Origin of the sequence: Streptomyces sp. NPDC052701 (assembly GCF_040678355.1) — a bacterium.
Classification (GTDB): Bacteria; Actinomycetota; Actinomycetes; order Streptomycetales; family Streptomycetaceae; genus Streptomyces.
Map to the genome: position 1 here is coordinate 1 of NZ_JBFATO010000056.1, position 21,316 is coordinate 21,316.

20 protein-coding genes are annotated in these 21,316 nt (G+C 76.7%); 14 read left to right on the plus strand and 6 right to left on the minus strand.

Annotated features, from left to right (window positions below):
• Positions 1–616: 616 nt before the first annotated feature.
• On the minus strand, positions 617–1,057 hold the full coding sequence (locus AB0L29_RS34305; protein ID WP_365833076.1) for an SRPBCC family protein: 441 nt from the start codon (positions 1,055–1,057) through the stop codon (positions 617–619).
• Positions 1,058–1,261: 204 nt separating this feature from the next.
• Complete coding sequence (locus AB0L29_RS34310; protein WP_365833078.1) at positions 1,262–1,786, minus strand: MarR family transcriptional regulator; 525 nt, start codon at positions 1,784–1,786, stop codon at positions 1,262–1,264.
• A 170-nt stretch (positions 1,787–1,956) separates the two neighbouring features.
• Here AB0L29_RS34310 and AB0L29_RS34315 point away from each other — a divergent pair, with 170 nt between their 5' ends.
• Entirely contained in the window at positions 1,957–3,180 is a 1,224-nt protein-coding gene (locus AB0L29_RS34315) for an FAD-dependent monooxygenase (protein WP_365833080.1), read from the plus strand.
• Here the strand turns inward: AB0L29_RS34315 and AB0L29_RS34320 are convergent.
• Positions 3,162–3,359 carry a polysaccharide deacetylase family protein gene (locus AB0L29_RS34320; protein ID WP_365833128.1) on the minus strand — a complete coding sequence of 66 codons (198 nt, stop codon included), beginning with the start codon at positions 3,357–3,359 and terminating at the stop codon, positions 3,162–3,164. The genes AB0L29_RS34315 and AB0L29_RS34320 overlap by 19 nt on opposite strands.
• Before the next feature lie 258 nt (positions 3,360–3,617).
• Here AB0L29_RS34320 and AB0L29_RS34325 point away from each other — a divergent pair, with 258 nt between their 5' ends.
• From AB0L29_RS34325 to AB0L29_RS34345, 5 genes are all read left to right on the plus strand, one after another.
• Positions 3,618–3,956, plus strand: a complete 339-nt coding sequence (locus tag AB0L29_RS34325) for a hypothetical protein (protein WP_365833082.1) — start codon at positions 3,618–3,620, stop codon at positions 3,954–3,956.
• Complete coding sequence (locus tag AB0L29_RS34330; protein WP_365833085.1) at positions 3,953–4,552, plus strand: HAD family hydrolase; 600 nt, start codon at positions 3,953–3,955, stop codon at positions 4,550–4,552. Before AB0L29_RS34325 ends, AB0L29_RS34330 begins: the two co-directional genes overlap by 4 nt.
• A 416-nt stretch (positions 4,553–4,968) precedes the next feature.
• Positions 4,969–5,976, plus strand: a complete 1,008-nt coding sequence (locus AB0L29_RS34335; RefSeq protein WP_365833088.1) for a glycosyltransferase family 9 protein — start codon at positions 4,969–4,971, stop codon at positions 5,974–5,976.
• A gap of 59 nt (positions 5,977–6,035) precedes the next feature.
• Complete coding sequence (locus tag AB0L29_RS34340; protein WP_365833090.1) at positions 6,036–6,944, plus strand: glycosyltransferase; 909 nt, start codon at positions 6,036–6,038, stop codon at positions 6,942–6,944.
• The gene (locus AB0L29_RS34345) at positions 6,941–7,837 is read left to right on the plus strand and encodes a glycosyltransferase (RefSeq protein ID WP_365833092.1); all 897 of its coding nucleotides are present in this window, start codon (positions 6,941–6,943) and stop codon (positions 7,835–7,837) included. Before AB0L29_RS34340 ends, AB0L29_RS34345 begins: the two co-directional genes overlap by 4 nt.
• 65 nt (positions 7,838–7,902) lie before the next feature.
• On the opposite strand, the gene AB0L29_RS34350 is transcribed toward AB0L29_RS34345, so the two are convergent.
• From AB0L29_RS34350 to AB0L29_RS34360, 3 genes are all read right to left on the minus strand, one after another.
• The gene (locus tag AB0L29_RS34350) at positions 7,903–8,193 is read right to left on the minus strand and encodes a DUF3040 domain-containing protein (protein ID WP_365833094.1); all 291 of its coding nucleotides are present in this window, start codon (positions 8,191–8,193) and stop codon (positions 7,903–7,905) included.
• A 56-nt stretch (positions 8,194–8,249) separates the two neighbouring features.
• Positions 8,250–9,185: a polysaccharide pyruvyl transferase family protein gene (locus tag AB0L29_RS34355; protein ID WP_365833096.1), complete on the minus strand. Its 936-nt coding sequence runs from the start codon at positions 9,183–9,185 to the stop codon at positions 8,250–8,252.
• Positions 9,186–9,615: 430 nt separating this feature from the next.
• On the minus strand, positions 9,616–9,819 hold the full coding sequence (locus AB0L29_RS34360) for a hypothetical protein (protein ID WP_365833098.1): 204 nt from the start codon (positions 9,817–9,819) through the stop codon (positions 9,616–9,618).
• Positions 9,820–10,150: 331 nt separating this feature from the next.
• Between AB0L29_RS34360 and AB0L29_RS34365 the strand changes: the two genes are divergently transcribed.
• The 8 genes from AB0L29_RS34365 (at position 10,151) to AB0L29_RS34400 (ending at position 21,206) form a co-directional block, all read left to right on the plus strand.
• The gene (locus AB0L29_RS34365; protein ID WP_365833100.1) at positions 10,151–11,077 is read left to right on the plus strand and encodes an alpha/beta hydrolase; all 927 of its coding nucleotides are present in this window, start codon (positions 10,151–10,153) and stop codon (positions 11,075–11,077) included.
• A gap of 206 nt (positions 11,078–11,283) precedes the next feature.
• Positions 11,284–14,418, plus strand: coding sequence for a LuxR C-terminal-related transcriptional regulator (locus AB0L29_RS34370; RefSeq protein WP_365833102.1), 3,135 nt, complete (start codon positions 11,284–11,286; stop codon positions 14,416–14,418).
• Positions 14,419–14,662: 244 nt separating this feature from the next.
• Complete coding sequence (locus AB0L29_RS34375; protein WP_365833104.1) at positions 14,663–15,913, plus strand: helix-turn-helix domain-containing protein; 1,251 nt, start codon at positions 14,663–14,665, stop codon at positions 15,911–15,913.
• Between the two features lie 429 nt (positions 15,914–16,342).
• Complete coding sequence (locus tag AB0L29_RS34380; protein ID WP_365833106.1) at positions 16,343–17,125, plus strand: ABC transporter ATP-binding protein; 783 nt, start codon at positions 16,343–16,345, stop codon at positions 17,123–17,125.
• Entirely contained in the window at positions 17,122–17,910 is a 789-nt protein-coding gene (locus tag AB0L29_RS34385; RefSeq protein ID WP_365833108.1) for an ABC transporter ATP-binding protein, read from the plus strand. Before AB0L29_RS34380 ends, AB0L29_RS34385 begins: the two co-directional genes overlap by 4 nt.
• Positions 17,907–18,803, plus strand: coding sequence for a branched-chain amino acid ABC transporter permease (locus AB0L29_RS34390; RefSeq protein WP_365833110.1), 897 nt, complete (start codon positions 17,907–17,909; stop codon positions 18,801–18,803). Before AB0L29_RS34385 ends, AB0L29_RS34390 begins: the two co-directional genes overlap by 4 nt.
• On the plus strand, positions 18,796–19,932 hold the full coding sequence (locus AB0L29_RS34395) for a branched-chain amino acid ABC transporter permease (protein ID WP_365833112.1): 1,137 nt from the start codon (positions 18,796–18,798) through the stop codon (positions 19,930–19,932). Before AB0L29_RS34390 ends, AB0L29_RS34395 begins: the two co-directional genes overlap by 8 nt.
• The gene (locus tag AB0L29_RS34400; protein ID WP_365833114.1) at positions 19,929–21,206 is read left to right on the plus strand and encodes an ABC transporter substrate-binding protein; all 1,278 of its coding nucleotides are present in this window, start codon (positions 19,929–19,931) and stop codon (positions 21,204–21,206) included. Before AB0L29_RS34395 ends, AB0L29_RS34400 begins: the two co-directional genes overlap by 4 nt.
• Positions 21,207–21,316: the final 110 nt, after the last annotated feature.

Sequence of the window (21,316 nt, forward strand, 5' to 3'; positions counted from 1 at the left end):
TCAGGAAGTAGCCGAACGAGGTGATCAGGTACAGGTGCCCGATCTTCTTGTGATCGGTGGTGGTCAGCCAGGACACGATCACCTGCCCCAGGCCATGGCGCTCCACCGCCGGCACAGGAGAGACGGGTTCAGTGTGGGTGGCCATCGGCTTCCTCGATTCGTCCCCGTGGAGGGCGGGAGGTGGGGGGCGCTGGGACGGACAGGGGGCACACGTGCCACGGAGCTCCCGGCATCGGGCAGTGCGTAATCAAACCTTGCGGTTGCAATCCTGATTCGTCCGGATGCCACGCCGTAGAGTGGTCGAATACCGGCAAATGGTGGAAATCCACTGCGGTTGGTGACCGGTATCCGTTCCCCGAACGGGGCACTGTGTCCGCGTCCGCCTCTGTGTCTGTCTCCGCGACTGCGGCGCGAGGCGGCGCGGGTCCGTGTGGCGCGGGTCCGCGCGGTGCCGGGCTGTACCGGTACGGGCCGGACCTGGCCGTCGGTCGTCGGTCGTCGACGAAGTGTCGGGTGGTGGTCCGGTGGGCGGCGCCCACCGTCGTCGCCCCGCCGCTCCCGGCCGCCGCGTCCCCGCCGTCGGGGCGGCCCCGCCGGCGGGGCCCTCCCGCCGTCGTCACGGCCGGCGCAGCAGGTGGTTCACCGCGCGTCCGAACACATACCGGGCCGACCGCCGCAGCAGGCCGTCGAAGAGGCCCGGCAGCGGGCGGACCCGGATCTCCTCCCGCCACAGCACCCGGGCCCGGCCGCCGGGCCCCGGCCGTACCTCGATCTCGGCCCACCCCAGGACGATCCGGCCCCGTTTCTCCAGGCGGCACAGGCCGGGCGCGCCGTCCCGCGGTGGCTGCCAGACCGTGACCTCCATCGGGTCGTCGAAGGTGAACGGGCCGACGCCCGAACGTGCCACGAAGCGCGTGCCCGCGCGGGTCGGCGCAGGTGTGACCACCGTGATGCGGGTGAGCGGTACCACCTCGCCGTGCCGGGGCCATTCCGTGAGCCGCCGCCATGCCTCGTCGAGGGGGAGCGGTGCCGTGCGTTCGAGGAGGAAGTCGACCACACCACGATCGTAGGGAATCGTCACGGTCCGTCGGCGTCTTCGCGGGTGCCTCACCCGCTCGGCGCAGTGCCGGCCGGGTGCCGCGGGTCCCGCGTGCGCGGGCCGTCCGCTGCGGCGGCGCGCCGTGCGGCGACACACGATCCCCTCTGTCCCGGCCGGAGCTCCCCCGCACGGCAGCGGACGCCCTGGCCGGGAGACGGTCTCTCAGTCCTCCCCGTTCTCGTCGAACCGCGCCAGCCTGGCCGTCACGTCGTCGGCGAGGCGCGCGAGGAGCCGGACGAGGTCGTCGCGGTCCTGCTGCGGCCAGTCGGCGAGCGCCTCGGCGAACCAGCCCAGCAGGAAGGTCACGTAACGGTTGGCGGCCTCCGTCCCCTTGTCGGTCGGTTCGATGAGGCTCGCGCGGCGGTCGTGCGGGTCGGCGACACGGCGTACGAGACCACGTTTCTCCAGGGCCTGGACCTGGCGGGTGACGTGTGGGCCCACGACCTGCAGGCGGTCGGCGATCTCGCCGATCCGCAGCGGCTTGTCTGCCGTACGGAGGGATACCAGCACGCCCATGGCGGGGCGGTCGCGAGCCAGGCCGGCCGCCTCGGTGGCGCGTTCGGCGAGCCGGCCCTTGGTGAAGGCGGCGCTCAACTGGGTGATCCGGGGCAGCACTGCGAGCAGGTCGGCGTGCGTGCTTCCCGGTGCGGGCGTCTGGGGGGACTCACCTGGGGACTCGGACGACACGGCAGCTCCACTTGCATACCTGAGTTAGGTATCTATATCTTGGGGGTGTCCGGCACCGGCAAGGGTGCCGCATGGCCTCCATAAGGATACCTAAGGTACGCATTTTTGCCGCTCCTGCGGTGCGCACCGCCACCGTGCCGGGGCCCATCCCGGCGGAAAGGCACGAAGACATGAGCCACAGGCCCCCTTCCCCCCGCCGCGTGCTGATCTCCGGAGCGAGCATCGCAGGCCCCGCACTCGCGTACTGGCTCGACCGGTACGGCTTCGAGGTGACCGTCGTCGAGAAGGCACCCGCCGTGCGCGGGGGCGGCTACGCGATCGACGTACGCGGCACGGCCCGCGAGGTCGTGGACCGCATGGGTCTGCTGCCGCGCCTGCGCGCGGCGCACGTCGACAGCCAGCGGATCACCTTCGTGGACGCGACCGGCGAGACGGTCGGCTCGCTGCGGCCCGAGCAGATGACCGGGGGAGAGGCCGGTCTCGACGTCGAGGTCCGGCGCGGCGACCTGGCCGACGCGCTCTACGCGCTGCTGCGCGACCGGGTCGAGTTCCTCTTCGGCGACTCGATCGCGACCCTGGACGACAGCGGGGACGCCGTGCACGTCGTCTTCGACAGCGGTACGCGCCGCACCTTCGACCTCGTGGCCGGTGCGGACGGGCTGCACTCGAACACCCGCCGGCTGGTCTTCGGCCCGGAGGAGCCCTTCCACCGCTACCTCGGGTACGTCTTCGCGGGCTTCACGCTCCCGAACGAGTTCGGGCTCGCGCACGAGGGCGTCATCTGGAACAAGCCGGGCCGCAGCGCGGTCCTGTACGCCCACGAACCGTCCGAGCGGGTGCACGGCTTCCTCACTTTTACGCGCGGCACCCCGCCCTTCGACGCGTTCCGCGACCCGCGGGCGCAGCGCGATCTGGTCGCCGCGCACTTCCCGGAGCAGGTCTGGCACGTGCCGCGCCTGGTGGAGGCGATGCGGGAGGCCGACGACCTCTTCTTCGACATCGTGAGCCAGATCCACATGCCCTCCTGGTCGCACGGGCGTGTCGTGCTGGCGGGCGACGCCGCGCACGCCACCTCGTTCCTCTCCGGCCAGGGGTCGAGCGTCTCTCTCGTCGGCGCGTACGTCCTGGCCGGCGAACTGGCCACGCACGCCAGTCACTCCGACGCCTTCGCCGCCTACGAGCGCCGGATGCGCTTCTTCGCGGAGCGCAACCAGGCGCTGGCCACCGGCGGCGGCACGGTGGTGACACCGACGACGCAGGAACAGATCGACGCCCGCAACGCCCTGGTGCGCGACCCGCGGACGGCGGCGGAGGCGATGGCGGCAACGGGCGCGGAAGAAGCGCGCGCGGCGCACTCGGGGCTGGTGTTGCCCGACTACGCGACGACCGTTTGAGGCGCGGGCCCGAGGCGAGCCGGGATCCGGTGGCTGCGGGTGTGGCCGGCGGGCTCGTGGCCCTCGTCCGCCATGCGCCGCACCGGCTCCGGGTACTTCTCGATGTGCCGCTTGCCCAGCGGGGACGACGTCGCCGGGCCCGGCGCCGAGGGCGAGCGCGATGCGAAGGCGAGCGCGATGCACTCGGCCCCGCGGCGGTCGACGCTGCCGGGCCGCGCCTGGACGGTCGTGGCGCGGGCGGCGCTCGGGACGGTGGCGGCGCGCCATCAGGTCCCCGTTCCGGTCGTCCTCCCGGTCGCGGAAGGCGTGCGGGGACTGCGCGCAACGCGTGCGTACGCAGTTCGCGGACCGATGTCGAACGCAGGTTCGAGATAGCCGGGGCGCTGCCAGGTTACCCGCGCCGACACGCAAGTGGCGACGAGAGCGAGGAGAACCCCGTGAACGGACGCCCCTGGCACCGGGCCCCGGCGACCGGCGGAGCCGGGTCGGTGGACCCCCCTTCGTGCGCACGGCCGCCCGACACCGGCACCCGCCCCGCCCCGGAGCGGGCCCGGGCCGGCGGCGCCCGCCTGCTCCTCGCCGCCACCAGGCACCGCCGGGCCGCCGGGACCAGGGTGTTCGCCCGGGCCCGCGTCGCCCGCGGACCGCGCACCCGGTACGGGACGAGGGCCGCGCCCGCCACGAGCGGGCTCGTCCCGCCCGCCTCGGGCCGGCACCGGCCGGCGGGCGCCCGGCGCCCCCGCCGCGCTCCCGCCTGGCGGGAGGCGGCCCGATGAGCCCGGTCAGGGCGGTCCTGTTCGACCGCGACGGAACCCTCGTGGAAGACGTCCCCTACAACGCCGATCCCGGCCTCGTCCGCCCCGTCGAGGGCGCCCGCGAGGCCCTCGGCCTGCTGCGCGAGCGCGGCATCCGCACCGGCGTCGTCACCAACCAGTCCGGCGTCGCCCGGGGCCTGCTCACCGACGCCGACGTGCGCCGCGTCAACCGGCGCGTCGACGAACTCCTCGGCCCCTTCGACGTGTGGGCCGTCTGCCCGCACGGACCGGACGACGGCTGTCACTGCCGCAAACCGCAGCCCGGCATGATCCTCTGGGCGGCCGGGCGGATCTGCACCCACCCCGCCGACTGCGTCGTGATCGGCGACATCGGCGCCGACGTGGAGGCCGCCCGCCGGGCCGGCGCCCACGGCATCCTCGTACCGAACGGCGCGACCCGGCCCGAGGAGACCGCGAGCGCCGGGCACGTCGCGCCCGACCTGCCGGCCGCCGTCCGCGCGGTGCTGGACGGGCCGCCGTGGGGCCGCGACCCGGCTGGCGAACGGCCCGCCCGGAGGGGGTTCACGCCCGGCCCCCCGCGGGGGAGGCGTGCGTGACGGCGCTCGTCACCCCGTCTCGGCGACTCCGGCGAGACCACCTCGAACGCCTCCTGTCCGGCTGTCCGGCTGCCCGACCTGCGCCCCGGCGTCCCGGCCGAGGACGGCGGCGACCATGCCGCCGTCCTCCCCGGCCGCCGTCCTCCCCGGTCACCGCGCTCCTGCCGGAGCCGGTCGGCCGGTGCTGTCCGGTGCTTTCGGGGCTGTCCGGCCGGTGGCGCGCAAGGGGTTCCGGCCCGCGGGCGTGGGCGTGCGGTGCCGCGTGACCGGTTCCGGTGCCGGGCCGGTGGCCGGGGCACCGGGGCCGGCGCAGGGGCGGCAGCCCGGAACCGGCCCGGGCCCGCTCCCGCGGACGGGCCGCACCCGATGGACCCGCTGCGGCGGCGGACGCGCGCGGGACGGGACAGGCTGCTGGCATGGGTGAACGAAGGAGCCGGACGCTGACGGTGGGTGCGGACGACGGGCAGGGCCGGGGCCCGCAGGGGCCGCCGCGGCTTCTGGTGCTGCGGGCGCTCGGCCTCGGCGACCTCCTCGCCGGCGTCCCCGCCCTGCGCGCGCTGCGCCGGGGCTTCCCCGAGCACGAACTCGTGCTGGCGGCGCCCGCCGAACTCGCGCCGGCCGCCGCGGCGACCGCGGCCGTGGACCGGCTGCTGCCCGCCTCCGCGCCGGGCCGGGCCGTCCCCGAGAGCCTCGGCTGGACCGGCCCGCCCCCGGACGTCGCGGTCGACCTGCACGGCAACGGCCCGCCCAGCCACCGCCTCCTCATGCGGCTGCGTCCGCTGCGGCTGCTGGCCTTCGCGCACCCCGGGACGCCGGAGATCGACGGTCCGCCCTGGGACGCGCGGGAGCACGAGCGCGACCGCTGGTGCCGGCTGCTCCAGGCGTACGGCATCGACGCCGACCCGAACGACCTGCGCCTGCCCCGCCCGTCCGCGGCGTCCCCGGCGCCCGGCGCCGTCGTCCTGCACCCCGGCGCGGGCGCGCCCGCCCGCTGCTGGCCCGTCGAGCGGTACGCGGCCGTGGCCGCCGGACTGCGCGCCCGCGGCCTGCGGGTCGTCGTCACCGGGGGAGCGCGGGAGGACGACCTGGTGGCCGGGCTCGCCCGGCGGGCCGGGCTGCCCGGCACCGACGTCTTCGGCGGCGGCCTCCCCTTCGACCGGCTCTCGGCCCTCGTCGCCGGCGCCCGCGCCGTGGTCAGCGGCGACACCGGCATCGCCCATCTGGCGTTCGCCCACGCCACCCCCTCGGTGACGCTCTTCGGCCCGGTCGCCCCGAGCCGCTGGGGCCCGCCCCCGCACCCGCGCCACCGCGCCCTGTGGCACGGCCCGGAGGGCGACCCGCACGGCCGCACCACGGACCCGGCGCTGCTGCGGATCACCACCGACGACGTCCTCGCCGCCCTCGACGGCCTCCCGGAGGCCTGAAGTCCGTGAAACCCGTGAAACCCGTGAAATCCGTGAAACCCGTGAAAAGGGGCCGCGCCATGACCACCCCGCCCACGGACCGCGGCACGGCCGTGCCGCACACCGGCCGCGCCCCCGTCGGCGTCGTCATCGCCACCCGCAACCGCTGCGCCGGCCTCGCGGTCACCCTCCGCCACCTGCTCGCCCTCCCCGAGCGCCCGGAGATCCTGGTCGTCGACAACGCCTCCACCGACGACACCCGGGCGATGGTCCGCCGCGAGTTCCCCCGGGTCCGCGTCCTGGCCCTGCCGTTCAACCGCGGCGCCCTCGCCCGCACCCACGGCGCCCGCGCCCTGAGGACCCCGTACGTGGCGTTCAGCGACGACGACTCCTGGTGGGCGCCCGGCGCGCTGAGCACCGCGGCCCGCCTGTTCGAGGCCCATCCGCGGCTCGGCCTGATCGCCGCCCGCACCCTGGTCGGTCCGGCGGCGGAACCCGACCCGCTCAACGAGGTGCTGGCGGCCTCCCCCCTCGGCCCCGCCACCGACCTCCCCGGCACACAGGTCCTGGGCTTCCTCGCCTGCGCCGCCGTCGTCCGCCGCAGCGCCTACCTCGACGCGGGCGGCTTCCACCGGCTGCTGTTCTTCGGCGGCGAGGAGACCCTCCTCGCCTACGACCTGGCCGCCCGCGGCTGGGGCGTCACCCACTGCCCCGACGTGGTCGCCCACCACCACCCGGCGCCCGTGCCCCGCACCGACCGCCCGGCCGTCCAGCGCCGCAACGCGCTGCTCACCGCGTGGCTGCGCCGCCCCGTGCCGTACGCGCTGGCCCGCACCCGCGACCTCGCGGCCGAGGCCCGGCGCGACGGCCACGCCCGGCGCGCCCTGCGCGAGACGCTCGCCCGCCTGCCCGCCGTCCTGCGCGAACGCAGGCCCCTGCCCCCGCACGTGGAGCGGGCCGCCCGCCTGCTGGACGGAGCGACGGCATGACCGACCCCCGCACGACGGTCGTCGTCATCACCCGCAACCGGCGCGACGAACTCCTGCGCACCCTCGCCCGGCTCGCCGAACTGCCGGAGGAGCCCCCGGTGATCGTCACCGACAACGGCTCCACGGACGGCACCTCGGCCGCCGTCGCCCGCCACCACCCCCGGGTACGGCTGCTGACCCCCGGCCGCAACCTCGGCGCCGTCGGCCGCAACCTGGCGGTGCGGGAGGTCCGCACGCCCTACACCGCGTTCTGCGACGACGACTCCTGGTGGGCGCCCGGCTCGCTGTCCGGAGCCGCCGACCTGCTCGACCGGCACCCCGCGGTCGGTACGGTCACGGCCCGGATCGTCGTCGAACCGGACGGCACCGAGGACCCGATCGTCAGGGAACTGCGCGACTCGCCCATCCCCGGGCCCGAGTGGCTGCCCGGTCCGGCCCTCGGCTCCTTCCTGGCCGCCGCGACCGTGCTGCGCACCGACGCCTTCCGGGCCGCCGGCGGGTTCCATCCGCGGCTGTGGCTGGGCGGCGAGGAGGAACTGCTCGCCGCGGACCTGGCGGCCGACGGCTGGTGGCTGACGTACGCCGATCATCTGACGGTGCATCACCACCCTTCCCCGGCGCGGGACTCCACGCTGCGCCGTACGCACGGCATCCGCAACACGCTGTGGTTCACCTGGCTGCGCCGCCCGGCCGGTCCCGCGCTGCGCCGCACCCTGAGACTGGCCCGCACGGTCCCGCGCGACACCGCCTCCCTGCGCGCCTTCGCCGAGGCGGCGGCCGCCCTGCCGTGGGTGCTGCGCGAACGCCGGGTGCTGCCCCCGCAGGTGGAGTCACGGCTGCGGCTGCTGGAGCCCGCGCAGCGCGCGTCGACGGCACGCCGCTACATCGGGTGACGGACCGCACGCGAACGGGGACGCGGGAGGAAGAGGGCGGCCCGCGGCGGGAAGGGGGCGGGCGTTCAGCGTTCGGACCACCGGCACAGCAGCCGGAACGCCGCGAACAGCGTCGTCGGCCACACCGCGGCGAACGCCCAGATCACCGCCGGCTCGGACGTGACGATCCCGGCCACCATCAGGGCGACCGACACCGCGAGCAGAGCGGCCACGGTCCGTGGCCGGGGGAAGCGGGCCGCGTCGCTGCCCGGACGGAACGTGCGCAGCCGCCGGTCGAGGCGGCGGTCGCGGCGCAGCGCGCGCTCCATCTCGTCCAGGACGCGCTGTTCGTGATCGGTGAGTCGGCCGATGGACACGGTCCCTCCTTCCGGGGCGGTCCGGCGGGCCACCGGGTGCCCGGACCCGCCACGGGCTAACCGGCGGCCCGCGGCGCCAGCGCCTCGACGAGCCGGTCCGCGCTGTCCGGCACGGTGCCCTCCTGGAAGGCGTCGCGGATCTGCCGGGCGGCCACCCGGCCGCCGGTCAGGCACCAGTTCCACCAGCGGTCCAGCCGCCGCGCGTCCAGCCGCTCGGCGGTCAGCAGCGCGGGCCAGCCGCAGGCCCGGGCCTGCGCGGTCACCTTCGCCCCGCCCGCCACCGGGTCGACGGCCAGGACCGGCGTGCCCACCCGCAGGGCGAGCACCAGCCCGTGCAGCCGGTCGGTGACGACCAGGTCCAGCCGGGCCAGCACGGACTGCAGCTGGGCGGGCGTCGCGCTCAGGTGCCAGTCGTGGGTGTCGAGCCGGGTCTCCAGCTCCAGCCGGGCGCAGTCCTTGCCGCCCAGCCAGCGCGTCACCTCCTCGGCCACCCGTCCGTGCCGCCGCAGCTCCCCGTACTCGTGCTGCCCCTGCGTGAGGATCACCCCGACCACCGGCCGGGCGGGCACGGCCGGGGCGCGGGCCGCCAGGTCCTCCACCGGCGCGGTGTCCGGCGCGTCCCGCGGCAGCACCCGGTGGAAGCCGGTCACGGCCGGGCTGTCCGGGTCGATCACCGAGGTGCCGACGGCGATGCGCACACAGTGCGCGAACCTCCGGTGCAGCTCCTCGACCTGCGGCCCGTGCAGCGGGCCGCACACGAACACCAGGTGGGAGTAGTCGCCGGGCCGTACGTCCGCCAGGTGCAGCGCCTCCGGCAGGAACCCGGGGCTCCAGGCCACCTCGTACGGGATGCCCGTCCCGCGCAGCACGTCCTCCACCCGGCGCAGCGCCAGCACGTCCCCGGCGGTCGCCTCTCCGTCCGGGAAGCTGAACCACCCGGTCAGCAGGACCCGCCGCGGCCGTGCGCGCTGTTGCGTCTGCTGTGTCCGCACAGGGCCGGAGTGCCCCCCGCGCGGCAGACGCAATCGGCGCACAGGGCTTGTTCTGCGACCCGCCGGGTGGTCACGGGGCGCGGAAGCCGGTGCCGGCCGCGAAGCGGGCCGTGTCGTCGTCGACGTGAAAACCGCGTTCACCCGGCGTGGGCGGGCCGGGCGGGCCGGGTGCGGAGTCCGGTGCCGGGGGAGACGGCGGCACCGGGGTACGCGCTGGAACCCGGCGGGGTGTGCGGCCGCTGCGCGGCCGTGCCGCGGTCCAGATCCGGGAAGACGTCCCCGACGGTGTTCCGCCGTGCCGTCGTGCGACCCCGTCCCCCCTGCGTGACGCCGTGGTGGCTCCCGCGGACGCAACGACCGCCGGGCGTGGCGGAGTTCCGGGACGGGCGTACGGGCCGAGGGCGACGCGCTCCCAGGGGCCGGACGGCGCTCAGGCGGCCCGCTCCCGCGCACCGTCCGCTCCGGGGACGGCCCGCTCCCGCGCGGATCCGCCCCGGATCAGGCGCAGATGACGCTTGCGTGCCGCGTGCCGGCGCCGCGCGGGGGCAGGCTCGAACAGGCGCTCCTCCACACGGTCCATGACCAGCAGCAGGACGCTCAGGAGCGGCAACAGCAGTACGGCGACCCAGACCATGACGGACCCCTCGACCAGGAGACAGCCCTACGGGTGCTCGGGTACGGGCCGCCGATGCGTTCGAGCGCGGTGAAGAAGTCGTAACGATCCGGATGGTGGGGCGGAAGGCCTCCCCGGCCCCGGGCCCGCCGGCCCGGCGCGGTGCCGGGACCGGTGGCAGGACCGGTGACGAGACCGGTGACATTGCCGGTCCCCGGACGGGTGTCCCCCGCCGACAGTGGCAGCTCCCAGCCCATCGGCGGAGCCCGTCGGGCGGTGCACGGACGCGTCACGCGTCTCCCCCCGTGCGCCGCGCCGCCGGGCCGCTGGTCGACAGAGAGGACGACTCGTCGTGCAGCACCCCCACAGCAGCACCGCACGCCCGCTCCCGGTCCGTACCGCGCCCCGCAGGGCCGGCCGGCTCGCCGGCCTGGCCGCGGCGGTCACCGCCGTCGTCGGACTCACCCTCAGCGGCCCCGGCGCCCACGCCGCGGACAACCCCTACGAGCGCGGCCCGGCGCCCAGCAACTCCAGCATCGAGGCGCTGCGCGGCCCGTACGCCGTCTCGGAGACGAGCGTCTCCTCGCTCGCCGTCACCGGCTTCGGCGGAGGCACCATCTACTACCCGACCAGCACCGCCGACGGCACCTTCGGCGCGGTCGCCGTCTCGCCCGGCTACACCGGCACCCAGTCCTCCATCTCCTGGCTGGGGCCGCGCCTGGCCTCCCAGGGCTTCGTCGTCTTCACCATCGACACGCTCACCACCCTCGACCAGCCGGACTCCCGGGGACGGCAGCTGCTCGCCGCCCTGGACTACCTCACCGAGCGCAGCTCGGTCCGCGGCCGCATCGACAGCAGCCGGCTGGGCGTCATGGGCCACTCGATGGGCGGCGGCGGCTCGCTCGAGGCCGCCAAGTCCCGCCCCTCGCTGCAGGCCGCGATCCCGATGACGCCCTGGAACCTCGACAAGACGTGGCCGGAGCTCAGGACGCCGACCCTGATCTTCGGGGCGGACGGCGACTCGATCGCCCCCGTGTCGAGCCACGCCGAGCCGTTCTACTCCAGCCTGCCGTCCTCGCTCGACCGGGCCTACCTGGAGCTGAACAACGCCACCCACTTCGCGCCCAACACGTCGAACACGACGATCGCGAAGTACAGCATCTCGTGGCTGAAGAGGTTCATCGACAACGACACCCGCTACGAGCAGTTCCTCTGCCCGCTGCCGCGGCCGAGCTCGACGATCGAGGAGTACCGGGGCAACTGCCCGCACACCTCCTGACCTTCGCGGCGTGACCCGGTGGCGGCCCTCGCGGCCGCCGCCGGCGTTGTGCGGGCGCACCGCGCCGGGCCGCGGGCGTTGTGCCCCGGCACAGAAAGACGCCCGGCCGCACCCCGCGAACGCGCAGGTGGCACGGTCGATGAGCCGCCGAGACGGTGTGGACGCGCGCCTTCCACCTCTCGTTACCCGTACGTAACATGGCGGGAATGACCGGACAGACGACCCCGAGACCCGCTCCGCTCCGGTACCGCGCGGGCACGCGGCGGCAGGCGGTGGCCGAGCTGCTGGACCGGCTGCGCGCCGAGGGCGCCGTCCACGTCGTGACCGGTGAACCCGGCTGCGGCCGCACGGCCTTCCTCGAGTCCGCCGCCCGTTGTTTCACACCGGGCCCGGTGGTGCGGGTGCGGTCCGACCCGGCCTGGGCGCGCCAGCCCTACGGCGGCCTGCGCGCGCTGTCGCGAGCCCTGGGACGGCCCGCCGAGGAACTCGCCCGGCCCGGGCCGGGGCCGGCGGGGGAGGCACTGTTCGGCGCCCTGCGCGCGGCGGGCGCGCAGGCCCCGCTCCTGGTGTGCGTGGACGACGCGCACCTGTGGGACGCCGCTTCGCGAGCCGCCCTCGGGGAGGCGGGCATCCGCCTGCACACGGCGGGCCGGGCGGGACTCGGCCTCCTCCTCACCGTGGCCGGACACCGCCCGCCCGACCGGGAGTTCGCCGGGCTGCCCGTGCTGCGCCTGGGGCCCCTGGCCCCGGCGGACGCCGCCGCCCTGGTGGACGACGCGACGGACGGAGCCGTCGATCCGGCCGTCCGCGACGAACTGGTGGCCGAGGCGGAGGGCAGTCCGGCCCTTCTGCTGGCCCTGGTCCGCCGGCTCTCACCCGCCCAGCTCGGCGGATGCCGGCCCCTGCCGCGGCCGTTGGCCGACGCCGAGGCCCTGACCGCCGCGGCCGGCCGATGTCTGGCCGGCCTGCCGCCCGAAGACGACGGCCTGCTGCTGACGGTGGCGGCCGCGCTGCACGCCTCGGGGGAGGCGGACACCGACGCCGGCGTCGTCCTGCGGGCGGTGGAAGGCACCGGTGACGCCGCGGGCGCGCCGGCCCCCGACCACGCCCTCGCGGCCCGGGCGGCCGCTGATCCCCCGGGCAGCGGGGGCGTACGGGTCCGCGTCCCGGGCCCCGGCCGGCGGGCGGCCGGGGCCCGCGGTGACGGCGGGGACGCACCGGCCCGCACCTCCCTCCTCGTCCTCCGGACGGACGCGTCCCTCCAAGGCGGCCAGGAGGCGCCGGCCCCGGACCCCCGCCCCGCCCCCGGGGAGGCGGGCGGCCCTCCCGCGGAGCCCGCCCCCGTCACCGCCCCCGTCACCGCCCGCGTCACCGCCCGCGTCACCGCCCCCGTCACGCCGGAGCCCCTGCCCGTGCCCGACACGCTCGTGCTGGCGGACGGGCGGTTCCGGTTCCGCAGCGCGCTGTTCGGCAGGGCGGTGTACGCCGCCGCGGCGCCCGAGCGGCGCCGCGCCGCGCACCGCGCGCTGGCCCGTGCGCTGCCCGGCGGCCACGACGTCCTCGCGCTGCTGCACCGCTCCTGGGCGGCGACAGGACCCGACGCCGCCCTCGCGGCCGCGCTGTCGGCCGCGGCCGACAGCCCGGCCGCCCTTCCCCACGCCCTGCGCCGCACGGCCCACCTGCGCGCCGCCGAGCTGACGCCTGAGGAGTCGCAGCGGGCGCACCGGTACACGGCCGCCGCGGAGCAGGCCCTGCTCGCGGGCGACTCCTGCGAGGCCCTGCGCCTGCTCGACCGGGCGCGCAGCCGGCCGGCGGCCGCCGTGGTGCGCGGCCGGGCCGAGCTCCTGCGGGGGACGGCGCTGCTCGCGGACGGTCCCGTGGACGACGCCCGTGAGTCCCTGCTGCTCGCCGCCCGGCTGCTCGCGGCCCACGATCCCGAGGAGGCCGCGTCGGCCGCCCTGGCAGCGGCCGACGCGGCGTGGGCCGCGGGCGACCTGGCGGCGTGCCTGCGGGTCCTCGACCACGACGGACCCGGCCCTTCGGCCGCCGCGGACGGGCCCGAGCCGTCCCCCGGCGAGCGGCGGGCCCTGCTGCACGACCACCGCGAGGGCATGCGGGCGGTCCTGCGGGGGCGTTTCGACCTGGCGGCCGGGCCGCTCGGGCGCGTGGTGGACCGGTGCCGTCCCGCCGACGATCCGGGCCGGCTGCTGCGCTCGGCCACCGCCGCCCTGCTGCTCGGTGACGTGACCGCCGCGCGCCGGGCCGGCGCACGGGCGCTGGCGGCGGCCCGCACCCTCGGTTCCGCCGCCCTGGAGCCGCGCGCCCTGGAGTACCTGGCCTACGCCGAGCTGCGGGCCGGGCGGCACGCGCTGGCCCGTACCCACGCCGAGGAGGGGCTGCGCAGCGCGCACCGGACCGGACAGCGCAACACGGCCGCCCAGCACCACGCGATCCTGGCCCTGGCCGCGTCGATCGAGGGCGAGACCGACCTCGTCGCCGGGCACGTGTCGGCCGCGCTGACGACGGCCCGGCGGCACGGCCTGGCGCAGGCCGCCACCCTCGCGCAGTGGGCGGCGGCCCGCGCCGACCTGGGCCGCGGCCGGCCCCGGGAGGCCGCCGACCGGCTCGGCCCGCTCGTGCGTCCCGGCCCGCGGCGCGGGCACTTCGCGGTGTGGATGCTCGCCGTCCCCTGCTTCGTCGAGGCCGCGGCGCTGAGCGGGCAGCCCGAGCACGCCCGTGCGGTCGTCGAGGACTTCGCCCTGTGGGCGGCCTGCGACGCCGACCCCCAGGCGCCCGCCCAGCTCCTGCGCTGCCGCGCCCTGCTCGCCGCACCGGAGGCGGCCGACGAGCTGTACCGGCGGGCGCTGGACCGCCACGAGGAGACGGCCGGGGACTTCGAACGGGCCCGTACCGAGCTGCTCTACGGCAAGTGGCTGCGGCGCCGGCGCCGGCTGCGTGAGGCGCGCACGCACCTGGGGGCCGCCCTGATGGGCTTCGAACGCTGCGGCGCCCGCAGGTGGGCCCAGCAGGCGGGGGCGGAACTGCGCGCCAACGGCGCCGCGCCGAGCGGGACGGCGGCCGGGGAACCGGCCCGGGCCGGAGCGGAGCGGCTGGCCCGGCTGACCCCGCAGCAGCTGCGCATCGTGCGGTGCGTCGCCGAGGGCGCCACCAACCGCGAGGTCGCCCTCAGCCTGTCCGTCAGCACCCGCACGGTCGACTACCACCTGCGCAACGTCTTCGCCGCGCTCGGCGTCCGCTCCCGGGTCGAGCTGGCCCGCATGGTCGAGCAGGCGGACGGACCGCCGCCCGGCTCCGCGCACAGGACCGGCGCCCAGCTGTGAGCCGCCCCCCGGCGGGGCGGCGGGCGGGGCGCGGCCGCGGGGCCCGGGCCGGTGCGTGGCCGTCCCCAAGGACCCGTCACCAAAAGACCGGTGCACAACTCTAGGGACCGACCGGACGGTATGCCATTCTTCGGGGCAGGACGAGTCAGGTGGCGGCCGGCCCGGGACTGCCGGGCCGGCCGGGCGCCGGCGCGGGACCACCGGGCGGGCGCCACCGGGAAGCCGACCCTGGGGGAGAACCACGATGCACCAAGCCGTACGGCCACGAACCGTGCTCCGCCCCGGACCGACGCCCGCGCCGCGGACCCGCCCCCCGCGCGTGCGGTCGCTGATCGACGCCGACGCGCTGCGCGCGCTGCACCGCGCCGCCCGCGTCCTGCTGGCCGACCTGCCCCAGCTCACCGACCGGCTGGTCGCCGTCCTGCAGGAGCAGGAACCCGCCTACCGGGCCGCGCTGGAGAGCGACCCGGCCGGCATCTGGCAGGAGGTGCACCGCTCACTGCGGCACAGCGTCTCCTCCCTGCTGGACCCGCGCGGCACCCGGGACGCGGCGCGCCGCTGCTCCTGGCGGATCGGCACCACGCGCGCCGAGCAGGGACTGCCGCTGGACGCGCTGCTGCACGCCTTCCGGCTGGGCGGCTCGCTGGTGTGGCAGGGACTGGTCGACGAGACGTGCCGGACGGCCCCCGAGGACGTACGGCTCCTGGTGCACGTGGCGTCCGACGTGTGGGACTTCGTCGACGAGCACTGCACCCTCGTCGCGGACGCCTACCGGCAGACCGAGCGGCAGCTCGCCTGGCGGCGCGACAACCGGGTGCGGCTGCTGGCCGCCGCCCTGCTGGACGGCACCAGCCGCATCGCCGACCTGCCGGAGGCCGCGCAGGCGCTGGACCTGCCCGAGCACGGCCGGTACGTCGTCGTCGCGGTCGAGGGCGGCGATCCGGCCGACGGCGCCCGTGCCGTCCTCGCGCCGGGCACGCGCGCGTACTGGCACCCGGGCGCCGAGACGGACTACGGCATCGTCCTCGCCGAGGACGGCGCGGACGCGGTACCGGACGCACCGCTGCCCGGCGCACGCGTCGGCGTAGGCGGCGCCGTCGAGGGCCTGGCCGCGCTCGGCGAGGCCCGCCGGCTGGCGGACACCGCCCTGCGGCTGTGTCCCGCGACCGGCGGCACCGTCCGTCTGACGGAGCACCTCCCCGAGGCGCTGGTGGTCTCCAGCCCCGACCTCGGCGCCGCCCTCGCCGACCGGCTGCTCGGCCCGCTGGCCGGCCTGGAACCCGCCGACGCCGAGGTGCTGCTGGACACCCTGGCCACCTGGCTCGCCTGCGACGGCTCCGCCCAGCGCGCCGGCCGCCGCCTGTACTGCCACCGCAACACCGTCCTGAACCGCCTGCGCCGCTACGAGCAGCTCACGGGCCGCTCCCTGTCCCGCCCCTCCGACCTGGTCGAGGTCGCCCTGGCCCTGGCCGCCCGCCGCCTGCTGCCCCGCTGAGCCCCACCGGGAGGCGGGCGCCCGGTACGCGCCGCCCTCGCTCCCGGGGCTCGCACCCCGAGCGCCCCGCGTACGGGACACCCGCCCGCCGGCGCCACACCCGCGGGACACTGCCGCCGCGCACCCCCGTGAACGGGTCACCGCCCCCACGTACGGGGCACCGCTCCCACATACGGGGCACCGCTCCCACGTACGGGGCACTGCCCCCGCATGTACGGGGCACCGCCCCTCATGTATGGGGCACCGCACGCCCCCGCGCACAGGACGCCGCACACGTACTGGGCACCCGCACAACGCCCGGGCACCCGCGTTGGGACACCGCAGCGTCCCCGCCCGGGAACCTGTACCGCCGCCCGGCGCCCGTGCTGTCGTGAGCTCCCCTTCCCCCGAAGCCCTGTGCCGGTCCAGGCGGGGCCCTGAGGAGCCGCGATGCCCGAAGCACCACCGGACGACCGGCCCGCGCTGCACGTCGAGAACGTCGACGTGACGTACGGGCGCGCCCTGTCCGCCCTCCGCTCCGTGTCCCTGACCGTGCCGCACGGCGGTGTCGTGACGCTGCTCGGCGCGAACGGCGCCGGCAAGACGACCCTGCTGCGGGCGGTGTCGGGCACGCTGCGCCTGCACCGGGGCGCGATCACGGCCGGCCGCGTCCGCTACGGCGGCACGGTGCTGGACGGCCGGGACCCCGTCGCGGCGGTCCGCGCCGGAGTCGTCCAGGTCCCCGAGGGCCGGCGGGTGTTCGCCGGCCTCAGCGTCGAGGAGAACCTGCGCAGCGGCGGGCTCGGGCTCGGCCGGCGCAGCCCCGCGCAGGTGAAGGAGGCCCGCGACCGCGTCTTCGCGCTGTTCCCGCGGCTCGCCGAACGCACCCGCCAGGCGGCGGGCCTGCTGTCCGGGGGAGAGCAGCAGATGCTCGCCATCGGCCGCGCCCTGATGGCCGCCCCGCGCCTGCTGCTCCTCGACGAGCCCTCCCTCGGCCTCGCGCCGCGCATGGTGTACCGGATCGCGGAGGTGATCCGCGAGATCAACGCCCAGGGCACCGCCGTCCTGCTGGTCGAGCAGAACGCCGGCATGGCGCTGTCCCTGGCGGACCGGGCGTACGTCCTGGAGGTCGGCGAGATCCGGCTGTCCGGGCCCGCCGACGAACTCGCCCGGACGGACGCGGTGCGCCGCCTCTACCTGGGCGACACGGCCGACGGTCAGGGGGCCGCGTGAACGACTCCCCTCCCGAGCTGCAGGTGCGGGACGTCACCGTGCGCTTCGCCGGCCTGACCGCCCTGGACGGCGTGGGCCTCACCGTCGCGCCCGGCTCGGTGCACGCCCTCATCGGCCCCAACGGGGCCGGCAAGTCCACCTGCTTCAACGTCCTGTCGGGCCTGACCCGCCCCGCCTCCGGCACGGTCCGGCTCGGCGGCACCGACCTCACCCGGCTGGCCCCGCACCGCATCGCCGCGCTCGGCGTGGCCCGCACCTTCCAGAACATCGTCACCACCGAGGGCACGGTCGCCGACAACCTGATGCTCGGCCGCCACGCCCACTCCCGCGCGGGCTTCGCCGCCAGCGCCCTGCGCCTGCCGCGGGCCGTGCGCGAACAGCGCGAGCACCGCGCCCGGGCCCGTGAGATCGCCGAACTCACCGGGCTCGCACGGCACTTCGACAGCCCCGTGGCACTGCTGTCCTACGGCGACCGCAAGCGCGTGGAGCTGGCCCGCGCCCTGTGCCTGGAACCGCGCGTGCTGCTCCTGGACGAGCCCGTGGCCGGCATGAACGCCGCCGAACGCGCCCGCACCGCCGAGGTGGTGCGCGAGGTCCGCGCCGGGCTCGGCCTGTCCGTCCTGCTCGTGGAACACGACATGGGCCTGGTCATGCGCCTCGCCGACGAGGTCACCGTCCTCGACTTCGGCCGGGTCATCGCCCACGGCACCCCCGACGAGGTCCGCCGCGACCCGGAGGTGCTGCGCGCCTACCTGGGCACCCCCGGAGAGGAGGACGCGGCGTGACCGGCTTCCTCGGCAACGTCCTCGACGGTCTCGCGCTCGGCGCGGTCTACGCCCTGGTCGCCCTCGGCTTCGTCGTCATCTTCAAGGCGTCCGGCGTCCTCAACTTCGCCCACGGCTCGCTGCTCCTGCTCGGCGGCTACCTCACCGCCGTCCTCCACGACGACCTCGGCTTCCCCGGGGCGCTGGCGCTGGCCGTCGCGACGACCGCCGCCGTGGCGGGCGCCCTGGACCGCTTCCTGCTGCAGCCCGGCGGGATGGACCCGCGCGCCGCCCACGTCCAGACCATCGTCACCATCGGCGTCGACATCGTCCTGCTCACCGACCTGGCCCGCCGCATCGGCGGCGACCTGCTCTCCCTCGGCGACCCCTGGGGCGACTCGGTCACGCACCTCGGGCCGGTCACCGTCGCCGACAGCCGGCTCGCCGCGATCGCCGTGTCGGCCGCGGTCATCGGCGCCGTCTTCGCGCTGTTCCGGTTCACCGCCTGGGGACTGTCCCTGCGGGCGGTGGCCGAGGACCTGGAGGCGGCCGCCCTGATGGGCGTACGGCTGTCCCGCGTGCGCGCCCTGGCCTGGTGCCTGGCGGGCGCGCTGGCCGCGCTGGCCGCGGTGTTCCTCGCCGCGTTCCCCGCCCCCGGCCTGGAACGCGGCACCGGCCAGATCGCGCTCAACGCGTTCCCGGCCGCGATCCTCGGCGGCATGGCCTCCCCGCCCGGCGCCCTGGCGGGCAGCCTGCTGATCGGCCTGACCGAGGCACTCGTCGTCGGCTACCAGTCCGACCTGCACGTCCTGGGCGAGGGCTTCGGCGACGTCGCCCCCTACGCGGTGATGGTGCTGGTGCTCCTGGTCCGGCCCACCGGGCTGTTCGGCGCGAAGGGGGCGGCCCGTGTCTGAGCGCCGGATCCCGCGCCCGGCCGGGGCGGTCCTGCTCGCCCTCGCCCTGTGCCTGCCGCCCTTCTACCTGGACGCCTTCTGGCTGCGCATCGGCCTGTTCGCCATGGCGGCGGCCATCGGCGCCATCGGCCTGGCCCTGCTCAGCGGCACCGCGGGACAACTCTCCCTCGGCCACGCCTTCTTCCTCGCCGTCGGCGCCTACGGCTACGCCTGGCTGGCGGGCGAGCCCGGCCCCGGCCTGCCGCCCGCCTCGGCCGCCGTCCTGGCGGTGCTGCTGGCCGGGGCGGCGGGCGGCCTGTTCAGCCCCGTCGCCGCCCGGGTGCGCGGCATCTACCTGGGCGTCGCCACGCTCGCGCTGGTCTTCCTCGGCCACCACGTGCTGCTGACCGCCGACTCGGTCACCGGCGGCTTCAACGGCCGCTCCGTGCCCCCGCTGGAGGCGGGCGGCTTCGCCTTCGCGGCCGACGGCCCGCGGCTGACCGTCCTCGGCGTGCCGTTCGGCGCCGAGGAACGCCTGTGGTACCTGGGTCTCGCCCTGTTCGCGTTCACCTGGTTCACCGCCCGCGGCCTGCTGCGCGGACGCCCCGGCCGGGCGCTGGCCGCGCTGCGCGACAGCGAGACCGCGGCGGCGGTGATGGGCGTGGACGTGGCCCGGTACCGCTCGGCGGCCTTCGTGGTGTCGTCGATGTACGCGGGCCTGGCCGGCGTGCTCCTGGCCCTGGCCTTCCGCCGCGTCGTGCCCGACTACTTCTCCCTCGCCCTGTCGGTCGACTACCTCGCCATGATCGTCATCGGGGGCCTCGGCTCGGTCGCCGGAGCCACCGCGGGCGCCGTCTTCGTCACCGCGCTGCCGCTGCTGATGACCCGCTACGCCGACCAGCTCCCGCTGGTCGCCGCCCCCGGCTCCGCCGAGGGCGCGGTGGGCCCCACCGAGGCGGCCCGCTACCTCTACGGCGCCGCCATCGTCGTCGTCCTGCTGTACGCGCCCGACGGCCTGCACGGCCTGGTGCGCCGCGCCCGCGACCGCGTCGCCCGGCGCCGCCGCGGCACGCCCTCCCCGGACCCGGACCCGGCCCCCTCGCCCGAGCCCTCCGCCCCGCCCGTACGACCCAAGGAGCACACCCCGTGACCACCCAGCACCCCAGGCACCGCACCGCCGCAGCCGTCCTCGCCGGGTCCCTCGCCCTGCTGCTCGCGGCCACCGGATGCAGCTCCAAGGCGGACGGCGGCAAGGGCGGCGACGCCGCCGACGGCGTCCGCACCGGCCCCGGCGTCGGCGCCGGGACCATCAGACTGGGCGCGCTCACCGACCTGACCGGCCCCTACGCCACCCTCGGCAAGAGCATCGTGCAGGCCCAGCAGATGTGGGCCGACGAGACCAACGCCAAGGGCGGCGTCTGCGACCGCAAGGTCGAGATCGTCGTCAAGGACCACGGCTACGACGTGCAGAAGGCGGTCACCGCCTACGCCGACATCGCCCCGGACGTGGTGGCCCTGCCCCAGGTCATCGGCTCCCCGGTCGTCGCCGCCCTGCTCGACGACATCGAACGCGACGAGATGCTCACCTTCCCGCAGGCCTGGGCCGCCTCCCTGCTCGGCAAGGACCCCGTCCAGGTCCTCGGCACCACCTACGACGTCGACATGATCGCCGCCGTCGACTTCCTCACCCGCACCAAGGGCCTGAAGAAGGGCGACACCGTCGGCCACGTGTACTTCGAGGGCGACTACGGCGCCAACGCGCTGGAAGGGTCCACCTGGGCGGCGAGGAAGGCCGGCCTGAAGGTGGCCGGACAGAAGATCAAGGCGACCGACACCGACCTGTCCGCCCAGGTCTCGGCGCTGCGCAAGGAGGGCGTCAAGGCCGTCCTGATCAGCGCGGGTCCCGCCCAGACGGCCTCCCTGGTCGGCGTCGCCGCCTCCCGGGGCCTGCGCGTGCCCGTCGTCAGCAGCGCCCCCGGCTTCGCGCCCCAGCTGATGAAGACCCCCGCCGCACCGGCCCTGGCGGCCATGCTGCACGTCGTCAGCGCCGCGCCCGCCGTCAGCTCCGAACTGCCCGGGGTGCGGCGGATGGTGGCCTCGTACAAGAAGAAGTACCCGGACTCGCCGGTCGACTCCGGTGTGCTCTCCGGCTACAACGCCGCCCAGCTGATCGGCGCCGACCTGGAGAAGGCCTGCGAGGCCGGCAGCCTCGCCCGCGAGGACGTCGTCAAGGCCCACCGCACCCGGAAGAACGCCGACACCGGCCTCGGCACGCCGCAGGACTTCTCCGACGTCGACCGTCCCGCCAGCGTGGAGAGCTACGTGCTGCGGCCCGACGCCGGGGCGGTCGGCGGCCTGGTGGTGGCGGAGGACGCGCACCCGGCTCCGGACGTGGAGGAGTACCTGGCGTCACGGACGCGGTGACCGGACGGGCCCGGCGCCGGGGCGGCATCGCGTGGCGCGGTCCGCGTCCCGGGGGAGCGGTCCTCGCCGGGACGCGGACCGCGCCGCCGTCGCGGAGGCCGGACGCCCCG

Coding starts and splice junctions, on each gene's coding strand:
- AB0L29_RS34360 (WP_365833098.1), bottom strand. CDS start 9,819: ATGGTCTGGGTCGCCGTACTGCTGTTGCCGCTCCTGAGCGTCCTGCTG.
- AB0L29_RS34345 (WP_365833092.1), top strand. CDS start 6,941: ATGACCGACCCCCGCACGACGGTCGTCGTCATCACCCGCAACCGGCGC.
- AB0L29_RS34340 (WP_365833090.1), top strand. CDS start 6,036: ATGACCACCCCGCCCACGGACCGCGGCACGGCCGTGCCGCACACCGGC.
- AB0L29_RS34370 (WP_365833102.1), top strand. CDS start 11,284: ATGACCGGACAGACGACCCCGAGACCCGCTCCGCTCCGGTACCGCGCG.
- AB0L29_RS34335 (WP_365833088.1), top strand. CDS start 4,969: ATGGGTGAACGAAGGAGCCGGACGCTGACGGTGGGTGCGGACGACGGG.
- AB0L29_RS34315 (WP_365833080.1), top strand. CDS start 1,957: ATGAGCCACAGGCCCCCTTCCCCCCGCCGCGTGCTGATCTCCGGAGCG.
- AB0L29_RS34380 (WP_365833106.1), top strand. CDS start 16,343: ATGCCCGAAGCACCACCGGACGACCGGCCCGCGCTGCACGTCGAGAAC.
- AB0L29_RS34330 (WP_365833085.1), top strand. CDS start 3,953: ATGAGCCCGGTCAGGGCGGTCCTGTTCGACCGCGACGGAACCCTCGTG.
- AB0L29_RS34375 (WP_365833104.1), top strand. CDS start 14,663: ATGCACCAAGCCGTACGGCCACGAACCGTGCTCCGCCCCGGACCGACG.